We start from the raw sequence: 22,790 nt of genomic DNA on the forward strand, positions 1-22,790 counted from the left end.
GACAAGCCAGCTCCCACATTTGACTGGGTTCACGCAGTTCAAATGTGGGAGCGGGCTTGCTCGCGAAGAGGCCGGCAAAGCTGCACAAGAATTAAAGAAGGTATGAAGATGTCCCAGGCAGCAAAAATCATCATCGCCGACGCCCCCCTGCGCTGGCAGGACGTGGTCGCCGTGGCCCGCCACGGCGCCGTGCTCGAACTCTCGGGCCAAGCCTGGGCGCGCATCGACAATGCCCAGGCCATCGTGCAGCGCATCGTTACCAGCGGCGAGCGCGCCTATGGGGTGAACACCGGCCTGGGCGCGCTGTGCAATGTGTCGCTCAAGGGCGAGCAACTCAGCCAGCTGTCGCGCAATACCCTGCTCAGCCATGCCTGTGGCGTCGGCCCGGTGCTCAGCGATGAACAAACGCGCGCGATCATCTGCGCCGCCATCATCAACTACAGCCACGGCAAGTCCGGCCTGCATCCGCAGGTGGTGCATTCGCTGCTGGCGTTGCTCAACCACGGCATCACACCGCAAGTGCCGTCCCAGGGTTCGGTGGGTTACCTGACCCATATGGCCCACGTCGGCGTGGCCTTGCTGGGTGTTGGCACGGTGAGCTATCGCGGCCAGATAGTGTCGGCGCAAAAAGCCCTGGCTGCTGAAGGTTTGCAGTCGGTGGTGCTTGGCGCCAAGGACGGCCTGTGCCTGGTCAACGGCACGCCATGCATGACCGGGCTGAGCTGCCTGGCCCTGGCCGACGCGCATCACTTGCTGCAATGGGCAGACGTGATCGGCGCCATGAGTTTTGAGGCCCAACGCGGTCAGATCGATGCGTTTGATGAAGAAATCATCGCGCTCAAGCCGCACCCCGGCATGCAACACGTGGGCAGCAACCTGCGCGCCTTGCTTGATGGCAGCGAAGTGATCGCCAGCAGCCGTGGTATTCGCACCCAGGACGCACTGAGCATCCGCTCAATCCCGCAAATCCACGGCGCGGCGCGTGACCAGGTGGAGCACGCCACGCGGCAGATTGAGACTGAACTCAACAGCGCCACCGACAACCCACTGCTGCTCGGCACGCCGGACCACTACCGCGTGGTGTCCCAGGCCAATCCCCACGGCCAATCCGTCGCATTGGCGGCAGACATGCTCGCCATTGCCATGGCCGAAATCGGCTCGGTGGCCGAACGCCGCCTTGACCGCCTGATCAACCCGCATGTCAGTGGCTTGCCGGCGTTCCTGGTCAGCAACCCCGGGGTCAACTCCGGGATGATGATCGTGCAGTACGTCGCCGCCTCGCTGTGCGGGCAAAACCGCCAACTGGCGCAACCGGCGGTGCTCGACAACTTCGTCACCTCGGGCCTGCAGGAAGACCACCTGAGCATGGGCACCAACGCCGCGCTCAAGCTGCACCAAGTGTTGGCCAACGTGACGCAGATCCTTGCCATCGAGTACTTGCTGGCGGCCCAGGCGTATGAGTTCCTCAAAGACCAGCGTTTCGGTGCAGGCACTGACCGCGCCTGGCGCCTGCTGCGTGAAGTTGTACCTGCTTATGAGCAGGACCGTTGGCTGGCGCCGGACATTGCGAGCGCTGCCCAACTGATCAACGACACCGCTTTCCCTAATTTGCACTGAACACTTTATTCAAAAGAACAATTCACAAGGAGTATGAATGTGACTGCGCTAAACCTGATTCCAGGCCAACTGAGCCTTGCCCAACTGCGGGCCATCTACCAGCAGCCGGTAACCCTCAGCCTGGATGAAAGCGCCACGGCGCAGATCGAAGCCAGCGTTGCCTGCGTGGAGCAGATTCTTGCCGAGAACCGCACCGCCTATGGCATCAACACCGGCTTCGGCCTGCTCGCCTCGACCCGCATCGCCAGCGAAGACTTGGAAAACCTCCAGCGCTCCCTCGTGCTGTCCCACGCCGCCGGTGTGGGTGAGCCGATCAGCGATGCGCTGGTGCGGCTGGTCATGGTGCTCAAGGTCAACAGCCTGAGCCGTGGGTTCTCCGGGATCCGCCGCCAAGTGATCGACGCGCTGATCGCGCTGATCAACGCCGAGGTGTATCCGCATATTCCGTTGAAAGGTTCGGTCGGTGCGTCCGGCGACCTGGCGCCGTTGGCGCACATGTCCCTGGTGCTACTGGGCGAAGGCAAGGCGCGCTACAAGGGCGAATGGCTGGAAGCCACCGACGCGCTGAAAGTCGCCGGCCTCACGCCGTTGACCCTCGCCGCCAAGGAAGGCCTGGCTTTGCTCAACGGCACTCAGGTGTCCACCGCCTATGCCTTGCGTGGGTTGTTTGAAGGCGAAGACCTGTTCGCCGGCGCCCTGGCGTGCGGCGCCCTCACCGTGGAAGCGGTACTCGGTTCGCGCTCGCCGTTCGACGCACGTATTCATGCCGCACGTGGCCAGCGTGGGCAGATCGATTCAGCAGCGGCCTACCGTGACCTGCTGGGCGAAAGCAGCCAGGTTTCGCAGTCGCACCAGAACTGCGACAAGGTGCAGGACCCGTACTCCCTGCGCTGCCAGCCCCAAGTCATGGGCGCTTGCCTGACCCAGTTCCGCCAGGCAGCTGAAGTGCTGGTGGTGGAAGCCAACGCCGTGTCGGATAACCCGCTGGTGTTTGCAGCCGAAGGCGACGTGATCTCGGGCGGCAACTTCCACGCCGAACCTGTTGCTATGGCTGCCGATAATATGGCGCTGGCCATCGCTGAAATCGGTTCGCTGAGCGAGCGCCGTATCTCGTTGATGATGGACAAGCACATGTCGCAATTGCCGCCGTTCCTGGTGGGCAATGGTGGGGTCAACTCCGGCTTCATGATCGCCCAGGTGACTGCCGCCGCACTCGCCAGCGAGAACAAGGCGCTGGCTCACCCGCACAGTGTCGACAGCCTGCCGACTTCTGCCAACCAGGAAGACCATGTGTCCATGGCACCGGCTGCCGGCAAGCGTCTGTGGGAGATGGCTGAGAATACGCGTGGCGTTCTCGCCGTGGAATGGCTGGCAGCCTGCCAGGGCCTGGACCTGCGCGAAGGCCTGAAAACCTCGCCGAAGTTGGAAAAGGCGCGCGGAATTCTGCGCGACAAAGTGGCGTTCTATGACAAGGACCGATTCTTCGCCCCGGACATCAACGCCGCCAGCGAATTGCTCGCCACTCGCTGCCTGAATGAGCTGGTGCCGGCCAATCTCCTGCCGAGCCTGTAACCGCAACACCTTGTAGTGAGCGGGCTTGCCCCGCGCTGGGCTGCGCAGCAGCCCTGAAGTGGCCACCGCATGTCTTCAGACAGAACGCGAGGCAGGTTTTGGGGCTGCTTCGCAGCCCAGCGCGGGGCAAGCCCGCTCACTACAGTTGTCAGGCGCCAGGTTCGGATTTTTCTCAGGATAAAAATAATTAAGGACGAGAAATGCACCAGCAAGAAAAGGGTTTGAAACGCGGGCTCAGCGCCCGACATATTCGCTTCATGGCACTCGGTTCCGCGATTGGTACCGGGCTGTTCTATGGCTCTGCCTCTGCGATCCAGATGGCGGGCCCCGCCGTGCTGCTGGCCTACTTGATCGGCGGCGCCGCCGTGTTCATGGTGATGCGCGCCCTCGGCGAGATGGCCGTGCACAACCCAGTGTCTGGCTCCTTCGGCCAGTACGCCAGCACCTACCTGGGCCCCATGGCCGGGTTTATCCTGGGCTGGACCTATGCCTTTGAAATGATCATCGTGTGCCTGGCCGATGTGACCGCGTTCGGCATCTACATGGGCTTCTGGTTTCCCGAGGTTGCGCGCTGGGTCTGGGTGCTCGGCATCGTGTTTCTGATCGGCGGCCTGAACCTGTGCAACGTCAAAGTGTTTGGCGAAATGGAGTTCTGGCTGTCGCTGCTCAAGGTCGGCGCGATTGTCGCGATGATCCTCGGCGGCTTCGGCATCATGCTGTTCGGCATCCATTCTTCCGGTGAAACCCAGGCCAGCGGCCTCAGCAACCTGTGGGCCCACGGCGGCTTCATGCCTAATGGCATCGGCGGCCTGATCGCCTCGTTCGCAGTGGTGATGTTCGCCTTTGGCGGCATCGAAATCATCGGCATCACCGCCGGCGAAGCCAAGGATCCGCAACGTGTGATCCCCAAGGCGATCAACGCGGTACCGCTGCGCATCCTGTTGTTCTACGTGCTCACCCTGTTTGTGCTGATGGCCATCTACCCGTGGCCGCAGATTGGCAGTCAGGGCAGCCCGTTCGTGCAGATCTTCAGCAACCTGGGGATCGGCTCGGCGGCGACCATCCTCAATATTGTGGTGATTTCGGCGGCAGTCTCGGCCATCAACAGTGACATTTTTGGCGCCGGCCGCATGATGTACGGCCTGGCCCAGCAAGGGCAGGCGCCCAAGGGTTTTGCACAATTGTCCAAGCACGGCGTGCCGTGGATGACCGTGCTGGTGATGGGCGCGGCACTGCTGGGCGGCGTGGTGCTCAACTACCTGATCCCGGAAAACGTGTTTCTGGTGATTGCCTCGATTGCTACCTTCGCCACTGTTTGGGTGTGGCTGATGATCCTGTTCACCCAAGTCGCCATGCGCCGCTCGATGACGAAAGAACAGGTCGCCGAGCTGAAATTCCCGGTGCCGTTCTGGCCCTACGCGCCAGCGGCCGCCATCGTCTTCATGCTGTTCGTGTTTGGCGTGCTGGGTTACTTCCCGGACACCCAGGCCGCCTTGCTGGTCGGTGCCGTGTGGATCGTGTTGCTGGTCGTCGCGTACCTGCTGTGGGTCAAACCTTCGGCAGGGCAAGCGGCCAAGGTCCACTACGACGCGGCTTTGTCTCATCGATAACTTAGGGAGGCGTTGATGAAAACGCTTTGGCAACACTGCCACGTCGCAACCATGGCCCAGGGCAAGTACTCGATCATCGAGGATGCCGCCATGGTGACTGCCGGCTCGCTCATCCAGTGGATCGGCCCCCGCAGCCAAGTACCCACGGCGGATTACGCCCAGGTGCATGACCTGCAAGGCGCGTGGGTCACCCCCGGCCTGATCGACTGCCATACCCACACGGTGTTTGGCGGTAACCGCAGCGGCGAATTCGAGCAGCGCCTCGAAGGCGTGAGCTACGCCGAGATCGCGGCCAAGGGCGGTGGCATTGCCAGCACCGTGCGTGCCACTCGTGCCGCGACCGAGGATGAACTGTTCGCCAGCGCCCACAAGCGCTTGCGCAGTTTGCTGCGCGACGGCGTCACTACGGTAGAGATCAAGTCCGGCTATGGCCTGGACTTGGTCAACGAACGCAAAATGCTGCGGGTCGCCCGTCGCCTCGGCGAAGCGCTGCCGGTCAGCGTGCGTGCCACGTGCCTGGCGGCTCATGCGTTGCCGCCGGAGTACAAGGACCGCGCCGACGACTACATCGACCACATCTGCGCCGAGATGCTGCCGGCCTTGGCGGCAGAAGGGCTGGTAGATGCGGTGGATGCGTTCTGCGAATACCTGGCGTTTTCCACCGAGCAGGTGGAGCGCGTGTTCAAAGTCGCCCAGCAACTTGGCCTGCCGGTGAAGCTGCACGCCGAGCAACTCTCGTCGCTGCACGGCTCCAGCCTGGCTGCGCGTTACCACGCGTTGTCGGCGGACCACCTGGAGTTCATGACCGAAGACGACGCCATCGCCATGGCCGCCTCCGGCACCGTCGCGGTATTGCTGCCAGGCGCGTTCTACTTCCTGCGTGAAACCCAATTGCCGCCCATGGAGGCCCTTCGCAAGCACGGCGTGAAAATTGCCATCGCCAGCGACCTCAACCCCGGCACTTCGCCGGCGCTGTCGGTGCGCTTGATGCTGAATATGGCCTGCACGCTGTTTCGCATGACTCCTGAAGAAGCATTGGCCGGCGCCACGCAACACGCGGCCACCGCATTGGGCATGGGCGACACCCATGGTTCCCTGGAAGCGGGCAAGGTCGCGGATTTTGTTGCCTGGCAGATTGATCGTCCCGCCGACCTGGCTTACTGGCTGGGCGGCGAGCTGGATAAACGCGTCGTGCGCCACGGCGTCGATGTCACCGTATAAGGAGTACTGCTACTGTGGATAAGGTTCTGAACTTCAAACAAGGCCGCGTGCCGCTGCTGATCAGCATGCCCCACGCCGGCCTGCGCCTGACGCCCGCCGTCGAGGCCGGGTTGATCCCCGAGGCGCAAAGCCTGCCGGATACCGATTGGCACATCCCCACGCTTTATGACTTTGCCGAAGAGCTGGGCGCCAGCACCCTGGCGGCGGAGTACTCGCGGTTTGTCATCGATTTGAACCGGCCGTCCGACGACAAACCGTTGTACGCAGGCGCCACCACCGGCCTGTACCCGGCGACGTTGTTTGATGGCGTGCCATTGTTCCGCGAAGGATTGGAACCGAGCGAGGCGGAGCGCGCCAGTTACCTGCAAAAGGTCTGGGGCCCGTATCACCGCACGCTGCAAGAGGAGCTGGCGCGACTCAAGGCCGAGTTCGGCTACGCCTTGCTGTTTGATGCGCACTCGATTCGCTCGGTCATCCCGCACCTGTTCGAAGGCAAGCTGCCGGACTTCAACCTCGGCACGTTCAACGGTGCGGCCTGTGATCCCGATCTGGCCAGCCAGTTGGAAGCCATCTGCGCCCAACATCCGCAATACACCCATGTACTCAATGGCCGTTTCAAGGGCGGGCATATCACTCGGCATTACGGTGATCCGGCGCAGGATATTCACGCCGTGCAGTTGGAGTTGTGCCAAAGCACCTATATGGAGGAGTTCGAACCGTTCCGCTATCGCCCGGATTTGGCCGAGCCGACGCGGGTGGTGTTGAAGCAACTGCTGGAAGGGCTCCTGGCTTGGGGGCAAGCGCATTACCGGTAAATTTTCGGTGTTGCAGCAATAGCCTTACAGTCGCCGCAGTGCAATTGCCGGTCGCCACAGGTCGCGTCAACCAAGGCTTCACTGGGTAGGGTTGTGCATCAAAAACAGCCGAGTGAGCCCTTATCCATGAAAAGACTGTTGTTGACCGTCACCAGCGCCCTATTGATCAGTGCCAACGCCATGGCCGCCGAACCGGCGTCCTGCAAAAACATCCGCATGGGCGTGGTCAGTTGGACTGACGTGGTCGCCACTTCCGGCATGGCGGACGTGCTGCTCAGCGGCCTGGGCTACGACAGCAAACAAACCAGCGCCGTGCAGCAGATCATCTTTGCCGGCATCCGCGACAAGCGCCTGGATATCTTCCTCGGCTACTGGAAACCGGCGATGGACAACAACATCGCGCCGTTCCTGGCGGCCAAGCAGGTCAAAGTCTTCGACAAACCCAGCCTCACCGACGCCCAGGCCACCCTGGCCGTGCCGCAATACGTAGCGGATGCCGGCCTGAAGACCTTTGCCGACATTGCTCGCTTCAAGGACAAACTGGGCGGCAAGCTCTATGGCATCGAGCCCGGCAGTGGTGCGAATACCGATATCCAGAAAATGATCGACACCAACCGCTTTGGCCTGGGCGGCTTCAAGCTGATTGCCTCTGGCGAAGCGGGGATGCTGGCGGCGGTACAGCGGGCGGTGAATCGCAAGGAGTTCGTGGTCTTTGTCGGTTGGACGCCGCACCCGATGAACATCAACATGAAAATGGCTTACCTCACTGGCAGTGAAGATGTGTTCGGCCCCGACGAAGGCCGCGCCACCGTCTCTACCGTCACTGCGCCAGACTTTGCCGAACGTTGCCCCAACGCCAACCGTTTGTTGGCAAACCTCACCTTCACGGCCGCTCAGGAAAGCCAGTTGATGGTGCCGATCATGGAGCGCGAATCGCCCCAGGACGTGGCCCGGCAATGGTTGCGCGATCATCCCGAGGACCTGCAGCGTTGGCTGGTCGGGGTCACGGCGTTTGATGGTTCGGACGCAGTGGCAGCTGTACAAGCCAGCCTGGAGCTTTGAGAACCTGCACCGCTCCCACCGTTTAGGGATATTTGCGCATGTATCCGATTTCTCCGCCGCTTGCTGCGTTCGTCGCCAAGACCGAGTCCTTCACCAGCAACGACTCATCGCTGGCGGGCTTGCGCCAGAGTTACCATCGCATGTGCCAAGCCTTCACCCCGCCAAAGCCTGAAGGGCTGCAAGTCTCGGCCTATGCATTGGCCGGTGTAGGCGTTCGCAGTTATCTCCCCGCGTCACCTGCACCGGCTGAGGGCTGGCCGTGCCTTCTATATATACACGGTGGCGGCTGGGTCGTCGGCGGCCTGGATTCCCACGATTTCATCTGCTTCGAACTCGCCAGCGCTCTGCAGGTGTTGGTGATCGCCATCGATTACCGGTTGGCGCCTGAGCACCCTTTTCCGGCAGCTTACGAAGATTGCCGTGCGGTGTGGCAGGCGATCCAGGCGGGGCAGGGCCCGCACGTTATCAATCTGCAACAGCTGGTGGTGATCGGTGACAGCGCAGGCGGCAATCTGGCAGCGGCGTTATGCCTGGGGCTGCGCGATGATCGGCAACCGTTGCCTCTCGCCCAAGTGTTGATCTATCCGGGCCTGGGTGGCCCATCCGACCTGCCGTCGCGCCGCGACTGCATGGACGCCCCGCTGCTCAGCATCGCCGACGCCGAGGGCTATCTGGCGCTGTACCTGCGGGGCAGTGGCAAGCCGTCGGCCTACGCCATGCCGCTGTTGGCCGAAGATCTCAGCGGTTTGCCCAAGGCATTCATTGCCGTGGCCCAGTTCGACCCACTGCGTGACGACGGCCTGCTCTACGCCGAACGCCTGCAAGCGGCGGGCGTGGCCAGCGTACTTTATCCAGGAAAAGGCCTGGTCCACGGCTGCCTGCGGGCGCGGCGGCAGGCGCCGGAGGTGGATCAGCTCTACGATTGTCTGTTGCAGTACCTGGAGAGAGAAGGGCTGACACAGGTCTAAGCGCGCAAGGACATGCTCATTGCACAATTCGGGTTTATAGTGCCAGACGGCAGAATAAAAGACGTCCCCCCAGGGATGAACCCGACCCCTTACGGAGCGCGCAATGCAGACTTGGTACCCGCAGATCAAACCCTACGCCCGGCACGATCTGGCAGTCGATGACACCCACACGCTGTACGTCGATGAAAGTGGCTCCCCCGAAGGCTTGCCCGTCGTCTTCATCCATGGTGGCCCAGGTGCCGGCTGTGATGCCCAGAGCCGCTGCTATTTCGACCCGAACCTGTACCGCATTGTCACCTTCGACCAGCGTGGCTGCGGGCGCTCCACCCCGCGCGCCAGCCTGGAAAACAACACGACCTGGGACCTGGTCGCCGACCTAGAGCGCATCCGTGAGCATTTGGGCATCGACAAATGGGTGCTGTTCGGTGGTTCCTGGGGCTCGACCCTGGCCCTGGCCTACGCGCAAACCCACCCGGAGCGCGTGCTTGGCCTGATCGTGCGTGGCATATTCCTGGCCCGCCCGCAGGATATCGAATGGTTCTACCAGGCCGGTGCGAGCCGGCTGTTCCCGGATTACTGGCAGGATTACATCGCGCCGATCCCACCGGAAGAGCGCCACGACATGATCGCGGCCTACCATAAGCGCCTCACCGGCAACGACCAGATCGCCCAGATGCACGCGGCCAAAGCCTGGTCCGGCTGGGAAGGGCGCATGCTCGGCCTGTGCCCGAGCCCGCAGCACGTCGAGCGGTTTTCCGAGCCGCAGCGCGCCCTGTCCATTGCGCGGATCGAGTGCCACTACTTCACCAACAACTCCTTCCTGGAGCCTAATCAGCTGATCCGTGATATGCACAAGATCGCTCATCTGCCTGGCGTCATCATTCATGGGCGCTACGATATGATTTGCCCATTGGATAATGCCTGGGAGCTGCACCAGGCCTGGCCCAACAGTGAACTGCAGGTGATTCGCGAGGCCGGTCATGCGGCGTCCGAACCCGGGATCACCGATGCGTTGGTGCGTGCGACCAGCGAAATGGCACGGCGCTTGCTCGACCTGCCGCCAGAAGAAGCATGAAGGGCCTGTTGCAACGGGTGCGTAGCGCCCGCGTAGAGGTGGCGGGCGAAGTCGTCGGCGCAATCGATCAGGGTTTGCTGGTGCTGGTGGCCGTCGAACCTTCAGATACCCCCGAGAGCGCCGATAAATTGCTGCATAAGCTGCTGAACTACCGGGTGTTCAGCGACCATGAAGGCAAGATGAACCTGTCATTGAAGGACATCGGCGGTGGGTTGCTGCTGGTGTCGCAGTTCACCCTGGCGGCGGATACCAAGAGCGGGCTGCGGCCGAGCTTCTCCACAGCGGCCCCGCCGGCCCTGGGAGCGGCGCTTTTTGATCACTTGCTGTTACAAGCGCAACAATTGCATGGCAAGGTGGCGTCGGGGCGTTTTGGCGCCGATATGCAGGTGCATTTGGTCAATGACGGGCCTGTCACCTTCCTCTTGCAGACGTGAATGTATTAAAAACGACTTTTAATGCCTAAAAACGCAGTGTTTCGCTACAAATACTTCGTTATCCCTGATGCGTTGTTTCGCGGCCTACTAGATAATCGCGCGCTACGGGGATCAGCGTTGTTTGGTCCATTTTGACTTAGGTAGAGACTTGTCCGACAACCCATGGGGAATCATTTTGCCCTGAGGGAGTCGGAACAATGCTCGCCAACCTGGCATATAGATAGCTGGCCGTTGGTTTTTTGATCTGTTTTCGGCGAGGGTTGCTCGTGATTGTTAGTCCCTGTAATGCACCAAAATTGTCTGCCAAACGGTTACGAAACGCACTGGTAACGGGCTCTGCCCTGTTTTGCCTGTTCGGCGCGGGTCAACTGTGGGCATTCAGTCTGGATGATGTGTCGGCCAAGGCGAAAGAGCTGGCCGGGCAGAAATACGAAGCTCCGCGCAGCAATCTGCCGAACGAATTCCGCGAAATGAAATTCGCGGACTACCAGAAAATTCGTTTCCGCAACGAAAAAGCCGAGTGGGCCGATCAGAACACCCCGTTCAAGCTGTCCTTCTATCACCAGGGTATGCACTTCGATACACCGGTGAAAATCAATGAAGTCACCGCCGACAGCGTCCAGGAAATCAAATACGACCCGACGCGTTTCGATTTCGGCGACGTGAAGTTTGATCCTAAAGCCACTGAACAGCTGGGTTATGCCGGCTTCCGTGTGCTGTACCCGATCAACAAGGGCGACAAGCAAGACGAAATCATGACCATGCTGGGCGCCAGCTACTTCCGCGTGGTCGGCAAAGGTCAGGCCTATGGCCTGTCTGCCCGCGGCATGGCGATCGACACTGCATTGCCTTCCGGCGAAGAATTCCCGCGTTTCACCGAGTTCTGGATCGAGCGTCCAAAGCCGGGTGAAAAACAGCTGGTGATCTTTGCCCTGCTGGACTCGCCACGGGCAACCGGCGCTTATCGCCTGATCCTGCGTCCGGGCACCGACACCATTGTCGATGTGAAATCCCAGATGTTCCTGCGCGACAAGGTCAGCAAGCTGGGCGTTGCCCCGTTGACCAGCATGTACCTGTTCGGCGCGAACCAGCCGTCCAAAGTGCTCAACTACCGTCGTGAGCTCCACGATTCCAGCGGCCTGTCGATCCATGCCGGTAACGGCGAGTGGATCTGGCGCCCACTGAACAACCCTAAACACCTGTCGGTCAGCAACTTCACCGTCGAGAACCCGAAAGGTTTCGGCCTGCTGCAACGTGGTCGCGACTTCAGCCACTACGAAGACCTTGACGATAACTACGACAAGCGCCCAAGCGCCTGGATCGAGCCTGAGGGCGACTGGGGCAAAGGCACCGTCAACCTGGTAGAGATTCCGACTGCCGATGAAACCAACGACAACATCGTTGCGTTCTGGAGCCCTGCGGAACTGCCGGAAGTCGGCAAGCCGCTGGACGTTTCCTACCGCCTGCACTGGACCATGGACGAAAAAGCCTTGCACCCGGCCGACAGCGCCTGGGTCAAGCAGACCCTGCGTTCCACCGGTGACGTGAAGCAATCCAACCTGATCCGCCAGCCGGATGGCAGCGTGGCGTACCTGGTGGACTTCGAGGGCCCGTCCCTCAAGGCTTTGCCGTCGGATGCCGCGGTTCGCAGCCAAGTCAGTGTCAGCGACAACGCCGAACTGGTTGAAAACAGCGTGCGCTACAACGAACACACCAAAGGCTGGCGTCTGACCCTGCGCATGAAGATCAAGGACGCAGGCAAGCCGACCGAAATGCGTGCAGCGCTGGTGCAGGATGTTGCCCCGCCTGCCCCTGAGCAGGACTCGAGCCACGTGCTCAAGGCCGACAAGGTCCTGGCCAAGCAACACGAGAAACAGGCCAAGAAAGACGCGAAAGACAAGGAAGCCAAGCAGCCAGAAGCTGCCCCAGCCACACCGGAGCCGATCAAGACAGAACAAGTCCTGACCGAAACCTGGAGCTATCAGTTGCCTGCCGATGAGTAATTCTCAAGCCACGCCCGAGACTCTGTCCGAGTACCTGGCGCATCTACCGATGACCGCTGAGCAGCGCGCCGAACTGGCGGGCTGCACATCCTTCACCGAGTTGCACGAGCGCTTGTCATCGTCGACGTTCGACGCGCCCATCGACGCCGCCCAGGCGTCGGTTGGCCGCCGGTTGACCCTCAACACTGCCGAAGAGCTGCAAGACGCCGAAATGCTGGCGCTCGACGCCAGCGGTCGCGTGTGCCTCAAGGCCACGCCGCCGATCCGTCGTACCCGTGTGGTGCCGGAGCCGTGGCGCACCAATATCCTGGTGCGCGGCTGGCGCCGTATCACCGGCCGCAGCAATCCTCCGACACCGCCGAAGGATGAACGCGTACTGCCGGCCGCCCGCTGGCGTACCGTCGGTTCGATCCGCCGTTACATCCTGCTGGTGCTGATGCTCGGCCAAACCATCGTGGCCGGCTGGTACATGAAAGGCATCATGCCTTACCAGGGCTGGTCGCTCGTTGACTTCGACGAGATCCGCAACCAGACCCTGCTGCAAACCGCTACCCAGGTGCTGCCTTACGCCCTGCAAACCAGCATCCTGATCATGTTCGGGATCTTGTTCTGCTGGGTGTCGGCCGGTTTCTGGACCGCGTTGATGGGCTTCCTGGAACTGCTCACTGGCCACGATAAATACCGCATCTCCGGTAAAAGTGCCGGTGATGAGCCGATTCCGAAAGACGCCCGCACCGCGCTGGTGATGCCGATCTGCAACGAAGACGTGCCCCGGGTATTTGCCGGTCTGCGCGCTACGTTCGAGTCGGTCGCCGCCACCGGTGACCTGGATCGCTTCGACTTCTTCGTGCTCAGCGACAGTAATGACGCCGACATCTGCATCGCCGAACAGCAAGCCTGGCTCGACGTGTGCCGCGAAGCCGGTGGTTTCGGCAAGATCTTCTATCGCCGTCGCCGCCGTCGCGTAAAGCGCAAGAGCGGCAACCTCGACGACTTCTGCCGTCGTTGGGGCGGTGACTACAAATACATGGTCGTGCTTGACGCTGATAGCGTGATGAGCGGCGAATGCCTGACCAGCCTGGTGCGCTTGATGGAAGCCACGCCGGATGCCGGGATTATCCAGACCGCGCCACGTGCGTCGGGCATGGACACCCTGTATGCGCGCATGCAGCAGTTCGCTACCCGTGTTTATGGCCCGCTGTTCACCGCCGGCCTGCACTTCTGGCAGTTGGGTGAATCCCACTACTGGGGTCACAACGCGATCATCCGCATGAAGCCGTTTATCGAGCACTGCGCCTTGGCGCCATTGCCAGGTAAGGGCGCGTTCGCCGGTTCGATTCTGTCCCATGACTTCGTTGAAGCAGCGCTGATGCGCCGTGCCGGCTGGGGCGTGTGGATTGCCTACGACCTGCCGGGCAGCTACGAAGAACTGCCGCCGAACCTGCTGGACGAACTCAAACGTGACCGTCGCTGGTGCCACGGTAACCTGATGAACTTCCGCCTGTTCCTGGTTAAAGGCATGCACCCGGTGCACCGCGCGGTGTTCCTGACCGGCGTGATGTCCTACCTGTCGGCGCCGTTGTGGTTCCTGTTCCTGGTGTTGTCCACGGCGCTGCTGGCGGTGAACACGCTGATGGAGCCGCAGTACTTCATGGCGCCACGCCAGTTGTACCCGCTGTGGCCGCAATGGCATCCGGACAAGGCGGTGGCGTTGTTCTCCACCACCATCGTGCTGCTGTTCCTGCCCAAGCTGCTGAGCATCATTTTGATCTGGGCCAAGGGCGCGAAAGAGTTCGGTGGCAAGTTCAAGGTGACGATGTCGATGCTGCTGGAGATGCTGTTCTCCATGCTGCTGGCGCCGGTGCGGATGATTTTTCACACCCGTTTCGTGCTTGCCGCGTTCCTCGGCTGGGCCGCGACATGGAACTCGCCCAAGCGTGATGACGACTCGACCACCTGGGGTGAAGCATTCAAACGCCACGGTACGCAGACCTTGCTCGGCTTCCTCTGGGCCCTGCTGGTGGTGTGGTTGAATCCAAGCTTCCTGTGGTGGCTGGTGCCGATCGTCGGCTCGTTGATGCTGTCGATTCCGGTGTCGGTGATTTCCAGTCGGGTCAACCTGGGCCTCAAGTCCCGCGACGAGAGCCTGTTCCTGATCCCTGAGGAATACAATCCGCCGCAGGCGTTGCTGTCGACCGAGCAGTACACCCACGAAAACCGTTGGCACGCGCTGAACGACGGCTTTGTGCGCTCGGTGGTTGATCCACAGCAAAACGCCCTGGCGTGTGCCCTGGCGACCTCGCGTCACCGTGAGGCCGAGCCGATTGAGTACCTGCGTACCGAGCGTGTGCGTCATGCGTTGAAAGTCGGCCCAGCCGGCCTTAACAACGGCGAACGCGTGGCATTGCTCAGCGACCCGGTAGCCCTGGCTCGCCTGCACGAGCAGGTGTGGAGCGAAGGCCATGCCGAGTGGCTCGCCGCCTGGCGGGACTCGATCAAGGCCGATCCGCACGCGCCGTTGCTACCCCTGCAACCGCTGTCGTCCCAGGCCCAACCGGCCTGATTCAGACGCCCCCGAGGGCTCACCTCGGGGGCGTTCGAAGCGCTGCTCCTACAGCGTTTCCAAGCTTTTCCCTCTCTCGTTAACCTCCTGTTATTTCGAAACAAAAGACCCTCGTCCGAGGCGTATTGCCGTGCCCGTGGCTGAGTTAGCATCGCCCCCCGGATTTGACTCGGCCACTGGGGTATTCATGAGCAAAGGCTATTGTTCGGCGCTGCTGATAGGCGCTGTCGCATTGATTCACATAGGCCTGGCACAGGCAGGCGCGATTGACGACGCGGTTCGACGCGGTGTGCTGAAAGTCGGCACCACGCCCACTTACATGCCCTTTGAAATGACCGACAAACAAGGGCGCATCGTCGGTTTTGAAATCGACCTGCTCAAGGTCATGAGCCAAGCCTTGGGGGTTGATCTTGAATTGGTTGCAGTGCCTTACAACGAGTTGGTGGAGGGGTTGCAGGCGAAAAAATTCGACCTGATCGGCAGCGGTATGACCGTCACCCAGGAACGCAACATTAAGCTGAACTTCAGCGATTCGTTCATCGTGGTCGGGCAGTCAGTGTTGTTGCATCCACGTCTCATGGGCAAGGTCGCCAGTGTCGAAGACCTGGACGACGCCAGCTACCGAATCGCTACCGCCGAAGGCACCACCGGCGAGTCAGCGGCGCGACGGTTTCTGGGGGCGGCCCGGCTCAGCAGTTTTGTAACGCCGGAAGAGGGCGTGCGCCAAGTGGTGCAAGGCAAGGCCGATGCCTTTATTCATGACGCACCCTACAACCTCCTCGCCTTGAGTCGCCCGGAAAACAGCGCGCTGCTGGCGCTTGAGCAACCCTTCACCTTTGAGCCCCTGGCATTCGGCTTGAAGAAAGGCGATTTCGATAGCCTCAACTGGATCAACCACTTCCTCAACCAGGTTGCCCAGGATGGGACCTACGATCGCTTGCACGACAAGTGGTTTAAGGAAACGGCCTGGATGGCGGAAATCGACTGAAAGTCATAACTCTTTACACATCAATCCGTTACTGCTGCGCTCTGCCCAAGTGTCTATGCGTGCACTTTGCCGTAGCGTTGCGGGGTTTTTCCGACATACGCCGATAACAAATAGCCGTGAAACCTTTGTGGCGGGAGGCGAGTGGGTTAGGATCGCACCCCGAAATGGTGCAGCCCTTTTGCGCGCCGACCTTACAAGATTCGTTCAGGGGACTTGATGATGAAGAAGTATCTTTCGATGCTGCTGCTTGGCGTCACCGCGCTGGTCGCGGCCAACGCGGCCCAGGCCGGCGCAATCGATGATGCGGTCAAGCGCGGTACGCTGAAAGTCGGCATGGACCCGACCTACATGCCGTTCGAAATGACCGACAAGCGCGGTGAAATCATCGGCTTCGAAGTCGACATCCTCAAGGCCATGGCCAAGTCCATGGGCGTCAAGCTGGAGCTGGTATCCACTGGCTATGACGGCATCATCCCGGCCTTCCTGACCGGCAAGTTCGACATGATCGGCAGCGGCATGACCCTGACCCAGGAACGCAACCTGCGCCTGAACTTCAGCGACCCCTTCATCGTGGTCGGCCAGACCCTGCTGATTCGCAAGGAGCTGGAAGGCACCATCAAGTCCTACAAAGACCTGAACGACGAGAAATACCGCCTGACCTCCAAGCTGGGTACCACGGGCGAGATGGTCGCCAAGAAGCTGATCTCCAAGGCCAAGTACCACGGCTACGACAACGAGCAGGAAGGCGTGCTGGACGTGGTCAACGGCAAGGCCGATGCCTTTGTGTATGACGCACCGTACAACGTGGTTGCCGAGAAGAAAGTCGGTAACGGCAAGCTGGTGTTCCTCGAAGACCCGTTCACCTTCGAACCCCTGGCGTTTGGCCTGAAAAAAGGCGACTACGACAGCATCAACTTCATCAACAACTTCCTGCACCAGATCCGCAACGACGGCACCTACGATCGTATCCATGACAAGTGGTTCAAGAGCTCCGACTGGCTCAAGGATATGGAATAAGGTCTCAAGACCGAGTTGCCTGCATCGCAGGCAAGCCAGCTCCCACATTTAACGGTGTTCACAAATCAAAATGTGGGAGCGGGCTTGCCCGCGATGACGGCCTGCCAGGCGATACACACCCCCGGAAAGTGAAATGAAACAGAAAAAAGCCCAATGGCCCTGGCACCTGCTGACCGTGGTCGTGCTGGTCGGCCTGGCTGGCGCCTTGTACTACGCCACCTCGCTGATGTCCTACGAGTGGCGTTGGAACCGCGTGCCGCAATACTTCGTCTACCAGGCTGAGACGTCCCAGCGTGCCGCCGACATCTCCACGGTTGTCGAGTTGGTGCGCAAAGGCGATGTGGCTGAAGTGACCCTGCGCAGCGACGCGGGTGCCGAGCAAAAGCTGACCGTTGCCGACAACAGCCTGCAAGTGGCGCGTGGCGACGATGTGGCCGAAGGCGACGTGGTGGGCGTGACTCGGCATTGGGCGTTGGGCCCGTTGATGTGGGGGTTGTGGACCACGCTGTGGCTGTCGGTGGTATCCGGCATCCTCGGGCTGGCGATCGGGCTGGCGACCGGCTTGTGCCGGCTCTCCAATAACCCGACCCTGCGCGATCTGTCGACGATCTACGTCGAACTGGTGCGCGGCACGCCGCTGTTGGTGCAAATCTTCATTTTCTATTTCTTTATCGGCACGGTACTCAACCTGTCCCGGGAATTCGCCGGGATCGCCGCGCTGTCGCTGTTCACTGGCGCGTATGTGGCGGAAATCGTGCGCGCTGGCGTGCAGTCCATCACCCGTGGCCAGAACGAAGCCGCTCGCTCCCTGGGCCTGAGCGCCAGCCAGTCGATGCGCCATGTGGTATTGCCGCAGGCGTTCAAGCGCGTGCTGCCGCCGTTGGCCGGGCAATTTATCAGCCTGGTAAAGGACACTTCCCTGGTGTCGGTGATCGCGATTACCGAACTGCTCAAGAGCGGCCGCGAAGTGATCACCACTTCGTTCTCGCCGTTTGAAATCCTGTTCTGCGTCGCAGGCCTGTACCTGCTGATCAACCTGCCGCTGTCGAAAATCGCCAGTCGGCTTGAGCGGAGGCTCGCGCAAAGTGATTGAAGTCCGCGATCTGGTAAAAATCTTCGACACCCGCGGCCAAGTGGTGCGCGCGGTGGACCACGTCACCACCCAGGTGGCCAAGGGCGAAGTGCTGGTGGTGATCGGCCCGTCGGGCTCCGGCAAGTCGACCTTCCTGCGTTGCCTTAATGGCCTTGAGGAGTTCGACTCCGGCTCGGTCAGCATCGACGGCCTGCAACTGGCTGATCCGAAAACCGACGTCAACGCCTACCGCCGTGAAGTTGGCATGGTGTTCCAGCACTTCAACCTGTTCCCTCACATGACTGTGCTGGAAAACCTGTGCCTGGCGCAGAAAGTCGTGCGCAAGCGCGGCAAGCAGGAGCGTGAGACCAAGGCCCTGGCGCTGCTGGAGAAGGTCGGTATCGCGCAAAAGGCCAATGAATTTCCATCCCGCTTGTCCGGGGGCCAGCAACAGCGGGTCGCGATTGCCCGAGCCCTGGCGATGGAGCCCAAGGTGATGCTCTTTGATGAGCCCACTTCCGCGCTCGACCCGGAAATGGTCGGCGAGGTGCTGGACGTGATGAAGACCCTGGCCCTGGAAGGCATGACCATGGTCTGCGTCACCCACGAAATGGGCTTTGCCCGTGAAGTGGCCGACCGCGTGCTGTTTTTCGACCATGGCAAGTTGTTGGAAGACGCGGCCCCGGCCGAGTTCTTCGCTGCGCCCAAAGACCCTAGGGCCCAGGCGTTCCTGCGCCAAGTCCTCTGATGTCGCACGCCACAGGTCAGAGCCGGAACCTGTCGACCAGTGTCTGCAGGTCCAGGCTCAACCGCTTCAACTGAACACTGGCCACCGCCGTTTCCTCGCTGGCGGCCGCGGTTTGCTCCGACACGTCCCGCACTTTCATCACGCTGCGATTTATTTCCTCGGCCACGGCACTTTGTTGCTCGGCGGCAGCGGCGATCTGCGGGTTCATTTCCTGGATGATCGAGACCGTACGGATAATGGCTGCCAATGCACCGCCTGCATCGCGGCTCAGGTCGACACTGTTGTCGGTCAACGCGCGGCTGCCGTCCATAATGTCTGCCACCTGTTGGGTGCCGGTGTGCAGGCCGCAGATCAGGCCCTCGATTTCTTCAGCGGACGCCTGCGTGCGCAAGGCGAGGCTGCGGACTTCATCGGCGACTACGGCAAACCCTTCGCCAGCCGTACCCGCACGTGCTGCTTCAATGGCCGCGTTCAGGGCCAGCAGATTGGTCTGCTGAGACACCGACTTGATGACGTCCAGCACACCTCCGATTTTTTGGCTCTCGCGTTGCAATGCAATCATCGCCTGGCTGGAGCGCGCCATTTCATGGGCCAGATGGCCTATCTGCTCCACCGCCTGCCCGACCACCTTGTCCCCGGCGGTGGCTTGTTGATCGGCCTCATTGGCCGCCGCCGACGCGTGTTCGGCATGTCGTGCGACTTCTTGGGCGGTGGCGAGCATTTCATTCATCGCTGTGGCCATCTGGTCTGTTTCGTCTTTCTGATCATTGATCCCGGCGCGGGTCTGCTCGGTGACGGCTGAGAGCTGCGTGGCGGCGCTGGCGATCTGCCGGGCGCTGTCGCTAATACTGCTGATCAGGCTGCGCAGGTTGCGGGTCATTTGCCCGATGCTTTGCTGCAATTGGCCCAGTTCGTCGCGCCGTTCCACCGGGATGTCGTGGCTCAAGTCGCCGTCGGCGACACGGTGGGCGGCGGTGAGGATTTCTCGCAGCGGAACAGCGATCTGCCGGGCGATCCACCAAGCGGCGAAGGCACCCAGTAACAACGCGGCCGCCGTGACCCCCGCGAGCAATCTGCGGGTTTGCCCAGCCTCACTGTCGCGCTTGGCGGTTTGGCTTTGGCTCAGCCACTCATTGTGTTCCAGCAACTGGTTGAGTTGTTGTTCAAATCGGTTCTGTACGGTCTCCGTGGTGAGCTGGGCTTCCTTGAGTGTGAGGAGGCGCGTGCGATAGTTCGCCAGGTCGGTTTTGAGCAGGGCCGAATCCACGGGCAGGCGGGTCACGGCGGCCTGAGCAACGTCCAGGGCGTCGAGGGTGTTGTTGACGGCGTCGGCGTAGGCTTGCAACGTTTCGGCCGCCCAGGCGGGACTCTGGGCGCGATCCTCGGCCTGCTCCATGACTTGGCGCAGGTTTTCAATCGCATCCAGTGCTTGCTGGTCTTGCTGGTCAGGCAGTTCGCTGGCCAGCTGCGCGAGGGTGTCGCTGGCCTGCAGCGCGATCGCGTGGAGCGGGGGGCGGGTGTTGTTGCGCCGTTCGATCAAGGGCGGCAGTTCGACGAGCGCGGCTTTGAAACTGGCCACCAGGCGTTCCGCTTCCTGGACGCGCCGCAGTTCGGCCGGGTCCTCCAGGTGGTTTGCCAGATCGCGCAGATGCTGGTCGATGGTTTCAATCTGTTGCGCCATCTTGCTCAGGCTGGCGGTGTCCGTGAGGGTGCGGTACACGATACGGTCGGCGCGCATGGCCTCCGCGACAGCCGCCAGTTGGCCCAGTGTCGACAAGTTGCTTGAGCGCAGAAGTACGTCATTCAGGGCCTGCCAGCCGGTCATGGCGATGACGAGGCTGAGGACCAGCACCTGGCCAAAGCCCAGGGCGAGTTTGAGACGGACGCTGGCGTTGACCAGCAAGCGAGTCAGCCGAGGAAACATGGTGAACCTCCAAATCTGAAAAAGCGCGTAGACCAACGCTAAATCGATTCGGGGTGATGGCGGGCTGATAACTGCGTAGGAAGTTTCACAAGTTGCGGCGGCCTCGACTGGCCGCCGCGTAGGACCGATCAGATACGGAAACGTCCGACCAGCGTCTGCAAGTAGATGCCCAGGCGTGCCAGTTCAGCACTGGACGCGGCGGTTTCTTCACTGGCCGAAGAGGTTTGTTCCGACACATCGCGCACGTTCAGTACGCTGCGATTGATCTCTTCAGCCACGGCGCTTTGTTGCTCGGCGGCGGTGGCGATCTGCGAGTTCATTGCCTGGATGGTCGAGACCGTGCGGGTGATGTTCGCCAAGGCGCTGCCGGCACGGCGGGTCAGTTCAACGCTGCTGTCGGTCAGGCCACGGCTGTTATCCATGATGGTCGCCACCTGTTGGGTACCGTTTTGCAGGCCGACAATCAGCTCTTCGATCTCTTCGGTGGACTTCTGCGTACGTTGGGCCAGGCTGCGCACTTCATCGGCCACCACCGCAAAGCCACGCCCGGCTTCACCGGCGCGCGCGGCTTCAATCGCGGCGTTGAGGGCCAGCAGGTTGGTTTGCTGGGCCACCGACTTGATCACGTCGAGCACGCTGCCGATCTTGTCGCTTTCGCGCTTCAGGTCGCCCATGGCGACGGTGGAGTTGCCGACTTCCGTGGCCAGGCGTTCGATCTGAGAGATGGCTTCGCCGACCACTTTGTCGCCTTCACGGGCTTGCTGGTCTGCGGCCACGGCGGCTTCGGAGGCTTCCTCGGCGTTGCGCGCCACTTCCTGCACGGTGGCGGCCATTTCGTTCATGGCAGTGGCGACCTGGTCGGTCTCGACCTTCTGGCTGTTGACCCCGGCGCTGGTTTGCTCAGTCACGGCGGACAGCTGTTCGGCGGCGCTGGCAATTTGGGTGACGCCGTCGCTGATACCACCAATCAGTTCACGCAGGCCGACCGTCATGCTTTGCATGGCCCGTTGCAGTTGGCCCAGTTCGTCCTGGCGCAGGGAGATCAGGTTGTGGCTCAGGTCGCCCGAGGCCACGCGCTCGGCCACCTGGAGAGTCTGGTTCAGCGGGATGATGATCTGGCGGGTGATGGCCCACGCGGCGACCAGGCCGAAGATCAGCGCGAGTGTGGTGGCCAATAGCAACAGTTGTTTGGCGTGTGCGGCATCGGTATCGCGCACGACCGTTTGCGAGGCAGTCAGTTTGTTACTGCGGTCCAGCAGTATATCGCCTTGGCTGGCCATGATTTTCAAGGCGCCGGCGCTGGCGACCTGAGAGTCACGGTATTGGCTCACCGCGGCGCGGTAGGCTTGCAGCGATACGCTGGCCTGTTGCAGGTTGTTTGTATATTGCTCGGGTAGCTGGCCATTGAGGGTGGTGATTTTCTTCAAGGCGTTGTCGATGGCGTCCAGCGCTGGCTGCTCGGCCTCGACCTTGCCGCTGTAGGTGTAGCCACGCACCTGGAAGCGGGCTTGCTGGATCAACTTGCTCAAATCGACAAGGCTGTTGAACAGGCTGACGCTGTCACCTTGCAGCAGGGCTTTTTCAACCTCACCCACCTTGGCCACTGCGTTGTCGGCCGTATCGCCCAATTTGCTACGGGCGTTTTCCCGGTTGGCACCGGCCTGCACCATGGCGTCGAATGCGCGCTTGTACTGGTCGACCGCCGCGAGTTGATCATCGATCAAGGCAATGTCAGCGGGCTGCTCAATGAGTGCCCGTGCGGTTTTCAGACCGCTTTCCAGTTGGCCGAGAAAACCATTGACCGCCGTCGGCCCCTGTTCGCCACGGCGCATTTCAAAATCCAGGCGCGCTATGCGCAAGTCCTTGCTCAGGTCGTTGAGGCTGGCGATGTACCCCAGTTTGTCACCGCGACTGATCACGCCGGAGAGCCCGGTCCAGCCGGTGAGCGTGATCATCAGCGTCAGCAGCAATACCAGCCCGAAGCCCACGCCCAGCTTGGTTTTGACACTGACATTCCCCAGCTTTTCGGCTAACCATCGATACATGCTGCAAACTCCCCTGGAACAAGGCTTGGACTTATTCGAAGGCTATCGGCTGTCGG

General features: G+C 61.3%; 17 protein-coding genes and 1 pseudogene. 15 read left to right on the forward strand and 3 right to left on the reverse strand.

All coding sequences use genetic code 11. From position 1 onward, the window contains the following. The first annotated feature begins 108 nt into the window (after positions 1–108). The 15 genes from AB4O35_RS07785 to AB4O35_RS07855 all read left to right on the forward strand — a co-directional run bounded on the left by AB4O35_RS07785 (position 109) and on the right by AB4O35_RS07855 (position 18,765). Positions 109–1,617, forward strand: a complete 1,509-nt coding sequence (locus AB4O35_RS07785; protein ID WP_065945629.1) for an HAL/PAL/TAL family ammonia-lyase — start codon at positions 109–111, stop codon at positions 1,615–1,617. A gap of 33 nt (positions 1,618–1,650) precedes the next feature. Further along, a complete protein-coding gene (gene hutH, locus AB4O35_RS07790; protein WP_139113254.1) occupies positions 1,651–3,189 on the forward strand; it encodes a histidine ammonia-lyase in 1,539 nt (512 codons plus the stop codon). 200 nt (positions 3,190–3,389) lie between these two features. Beyond that, a complete protein-coding gene (locus AB4O35_RS07795) occupies positions 3,390–4,799 on the forward strand; it encodes an amino acid permease (RefSeq protein ID WP_065910800.1) in 1,410 nt (469 codons plus the stop codon). 15 nt (positions 4,800–4,814) lie between these two features. Then, a complete protein-coding gene (gene hutI / locus AB4O35_RS07800; RefSeq protein WP_065875758.1) occupies positions 4,815–6,020 on the forward strand; it encodes an imidazolonepropionase in 1,206 nt (401 codons plus the stop codon). Positions 6,021–6,034: 14 nt separating this feature from the next. Next, a complete protein-coding gene (hutG, locus tag AB4O35_RS07805) occupies positions 6,035–6,835 on the forward strand; it encodes an N-formylglutamate deformylase (protein WP_065875757.1) in 801 nt (266 codons plus the stop codon). A gap of 126 nt (positions 6,836–6,961) precedes the next feature. Beyond that, positions 6,962–7,897, forward strand: a complete 936-nt coding sequence (locus AB4O35_RS07810; RefSeq protein ID WP_065875756.1) for a choline ABC transporter substrate-binding protein — start codon at positions 6,962–6,964, stop codon at positions 7,895–7,897. A 38-nt stretch (positions 7,898–7,935) separates the two neighbouring features. Then, the gene (locus tag AB4O35_RS07815) at positions 7,936–8,865 is read left to right on the forward strand and encodes an alpha/beta hydrolase (RefSeq protein WP_065945577.1); all 930 of its coding nucleotides are present in this window, start codon (positions 7,936–7,938) and stop codon (positions 8,863–8,865) included. Positions 8,866–8,968: 103 nt separating this feature from the next. Further along, positions 8,969–9,940 (forward strand): prolyl aminopeptidase, encoded by a 972-nt coding sequence (pip, locus tag AB4O35_RS07820; protein WP_049710438.1) that lies wholly within the window; start codon positions 8,969–8,971, stop codon positions 9,938–9,940. Further along, positions 9,937–10,374, forward strand: a complete 438-nt coding sequence (dtd, locus tag AB4O35_RS07825) for a D-aminoacyl-tRNA deacylase (protein WP_065875754.1) — start codon at positions 9,937–9,939, stop codon at positions 10,372–10,374. The genes pip and dtd overlap by 4 nt, the downstream gene beginning before the upstream one ends. 266 nt (positions 10,375–10,640) lie before the next feature. Continuing rightward, entirely contained in the window at positions 10,641–12,377 is a 1,737-nt protein-coding gene (locus tag AB4O35_RS07830; protein WP_065875909.1) for a glucan biosynthesis protein G, read from the forward strand. Then, positions 12,370–14,940, forward strand: a complete 2,571-nt coding sequence (gene mdoH / locus AB4O35_RS07835) for a glucans biosynthesis glucosyltransferase MdoH (RefSeq protein ID WP_065945576.1) — start codon at positions 12,370–12,372, stop codon at positions 14,938–14,940. The genes AB4O35_RS07830 and mdoH overlap by 8 nt, the downstream gene beginning before the upstream one ends. Before the next feature lie 187 nt (positions 14,941–15,127). Beyond that, positions 15,128–15,928, forward strand: a complete 801-nt coding sequence (locus tag AB4O35_RS07840; protein WP_065889154.1) for a transporter substrate-binding domain-containing protein — start codon at positions 15,128–15,130, stop codon at positions 15,926–15,928. Between the two features lie 219 nt (positions 15,929–16,147). Beyond that, positions 16,148–16,945 carry a transporter substrate-binding domain-containing protein gene (locus tag AB4O35_RS07845; protein ID WP_065945575.1) on the forward strand — a complete coding sequence of 266 codons (798 nt, stop codon included), beginning with the start codon at positions 16,148–16,150 and terminating at the stop codon, positions 16,943–16,945. Between the two features lie 133 nt (positions 16,946–17,078). After that, complete coding sequence (locus AB4O35_RS07850) at positions 17,079–18,038, forward strand: amino acid ABC transporter permease (protein WP_065879817.1); 960 nt, start codon at positions 17,079–17,081, stop codon at positions 18,036–18,038. Then, positions 18,031–18,765, forward strand: coding sequence for an amino acid ABC transporter ATP-binding protein (locus AB4O35_RS07855; protein ID WP_065945574.1), 735 nt, complete (start codon positions 18,031–18,033; stop codon positions 18,763–18,765). The genes AB4O35_RS07850 and AB4O35_RS07855 overlap by 8 nt, the downstream gene beginning before the upstream one ends. A gap of 16 nt (positions 18,766–18,781) precedes the next feature. Here the strand turns inward: AB4O35_RS07855 and AB4O35_RS07860 are convergent, their stop codons facing one another. The 3 genes and pseudogenes from AB4O35_RS07860 to AB4O35_RS07870 all read right to left on the reverse strand — a co-directional run. Beyond that, on the reverse strand, positions 18,782–20,689 hold the full coding sequence (locus AB4O35_RS07860) for a methyl-accepting chemotaxis protein (protein ID WP_065875748.1): 1,908 nt from the start codon (positions 20,687–20,689) through the stop codon (positions 18,782–18,784). A gap of 128 nt (positions 20,690–20,817) precedes the next feature. Continuing rightward, entirely contained in the window at positions 20,818–21,690 is an 873-nt protein-coding gene (locus AB4O35_RS07865) for a methyl-accepting chemotaxis protein (protein ID WP_460149649.1), read from the reverse strand. Beyond that, positions 21,676–22,734 (reverse strand): annotated as a pseudogene (locus AB4O35_RS07870) (methyl-accepting chemotaxis protein); the annotation flags it as partial. The gene AB4O35_RS07865 and the pseudogene AB4O35_RS07870, both read right to left, overlap by 15 nt. Positions 22,735–22,790 lie beyond the last annotated feature (56 nt).

The organism is Pseudomonas sp. H1_A03, from assembly GCF_054685145.1.

Excerpts from the sequence above, each read along its gene's own strand:
- AB4O35_RS07785 (WP_065945629.1), top strand. The coding sequence starts at position 109 with ATGTCCCAGGCAGCAAAAATCATCATCGCCGACGCCCCCCTGCGCTGG.
- hutH (WP_139113254.1), top strand. The coding sequence starts at position 1,651 with ATGAATGTGACTGCGCTAAACCTGATTCCAGGCCAACTGAGCCTTGCC.
- AB4O35_RS07795 (WP_065910800.1), top strand. The coding sequence starts at position 3,390 with ATGCACCAGCAAGAAAAGGGTTTGAAACGCGGGCTCAGCGCCCGACAT.
- hutI (WP_065875758.1), top strand. The coding sequence starts at position 4,815 with ATGAAAACGCTTTGGCAACACTGCCACGTCGCAACCATGGCCCAGGGC.
- AB4O35_RS07810 (WP_065875756.1), top strand. The coding sequence starts at position 6,962 with ATGAAAAGACTGTTGTTGACCGTCACCAGCGCCCTATTGATCAGTGCC.
- AB4O35_RS07815 (WP_065945577.1), top strand. The coding sequence starts at position 7,936 with ATGTATCCGATTTCTCCGCCGCTTGCTGCGTTCGTCGCCAAGACCGAG.
- pip (WP_049710438.1), top strand. The coding sequence starts at position 8,969 with ATGCAGACTTGGTACCCGCAGATCAAACCCTACGCCCGGCACGATCTG.
- dtd (WP_065875754.1), top strand. The coding sequence starts at position 9,937 with ATGAAGGGCCTGTTGCAACGGGTGCGTAGCGCCCGCGTAGAGGTGGCG.
- mdoH (WP_065945576.1), top strand. The coding sequence starts at position 12,370 with ATGAGTAATTCTCAAGCCACGCCCGAGACTCTGTCCGAGTACCTGGCG.
- AB4O35_RS07840 (WP_065889154.1), top strand. The coding sequence starts at position 15,128 with ATGAGCAAAGGCTATTGTTCGGCGCTGCTGATAGGCGCTGTCGCATTG.
- AB4O35_RS07845 (WP_065945575.1), top strand. The coding sequence starts at position 16,148 with ATGAAGAAGTATCTTTCGATGCTGCTGCTTGGCGTCACCGCGCTGGTC.
- AB4O35_RS07850 (WP_065879817.1), top strand. The coding sequence starts at position 17,079 with ATGAAACAGAAAAAAGCCCAATGGCCCTGGCACCTGCTGACCGTGGTC.
- AB4O35_RS07860 (WP_065875748.1), bottom strand. The coding sequence starts at position 20,689 with ATGTTTCCTCGGCTGACTCGCTTGCTGGTCAACGCCAGCGTCCGTCTC.
- AB4O35_RS07865 (WP_460149649.1), bottom strand. The coding sequence starts at position 21,690 with ATGCAAAGCATGACGGTCGGCCTGCGTGAACTGATTGGTGGTATCAGC.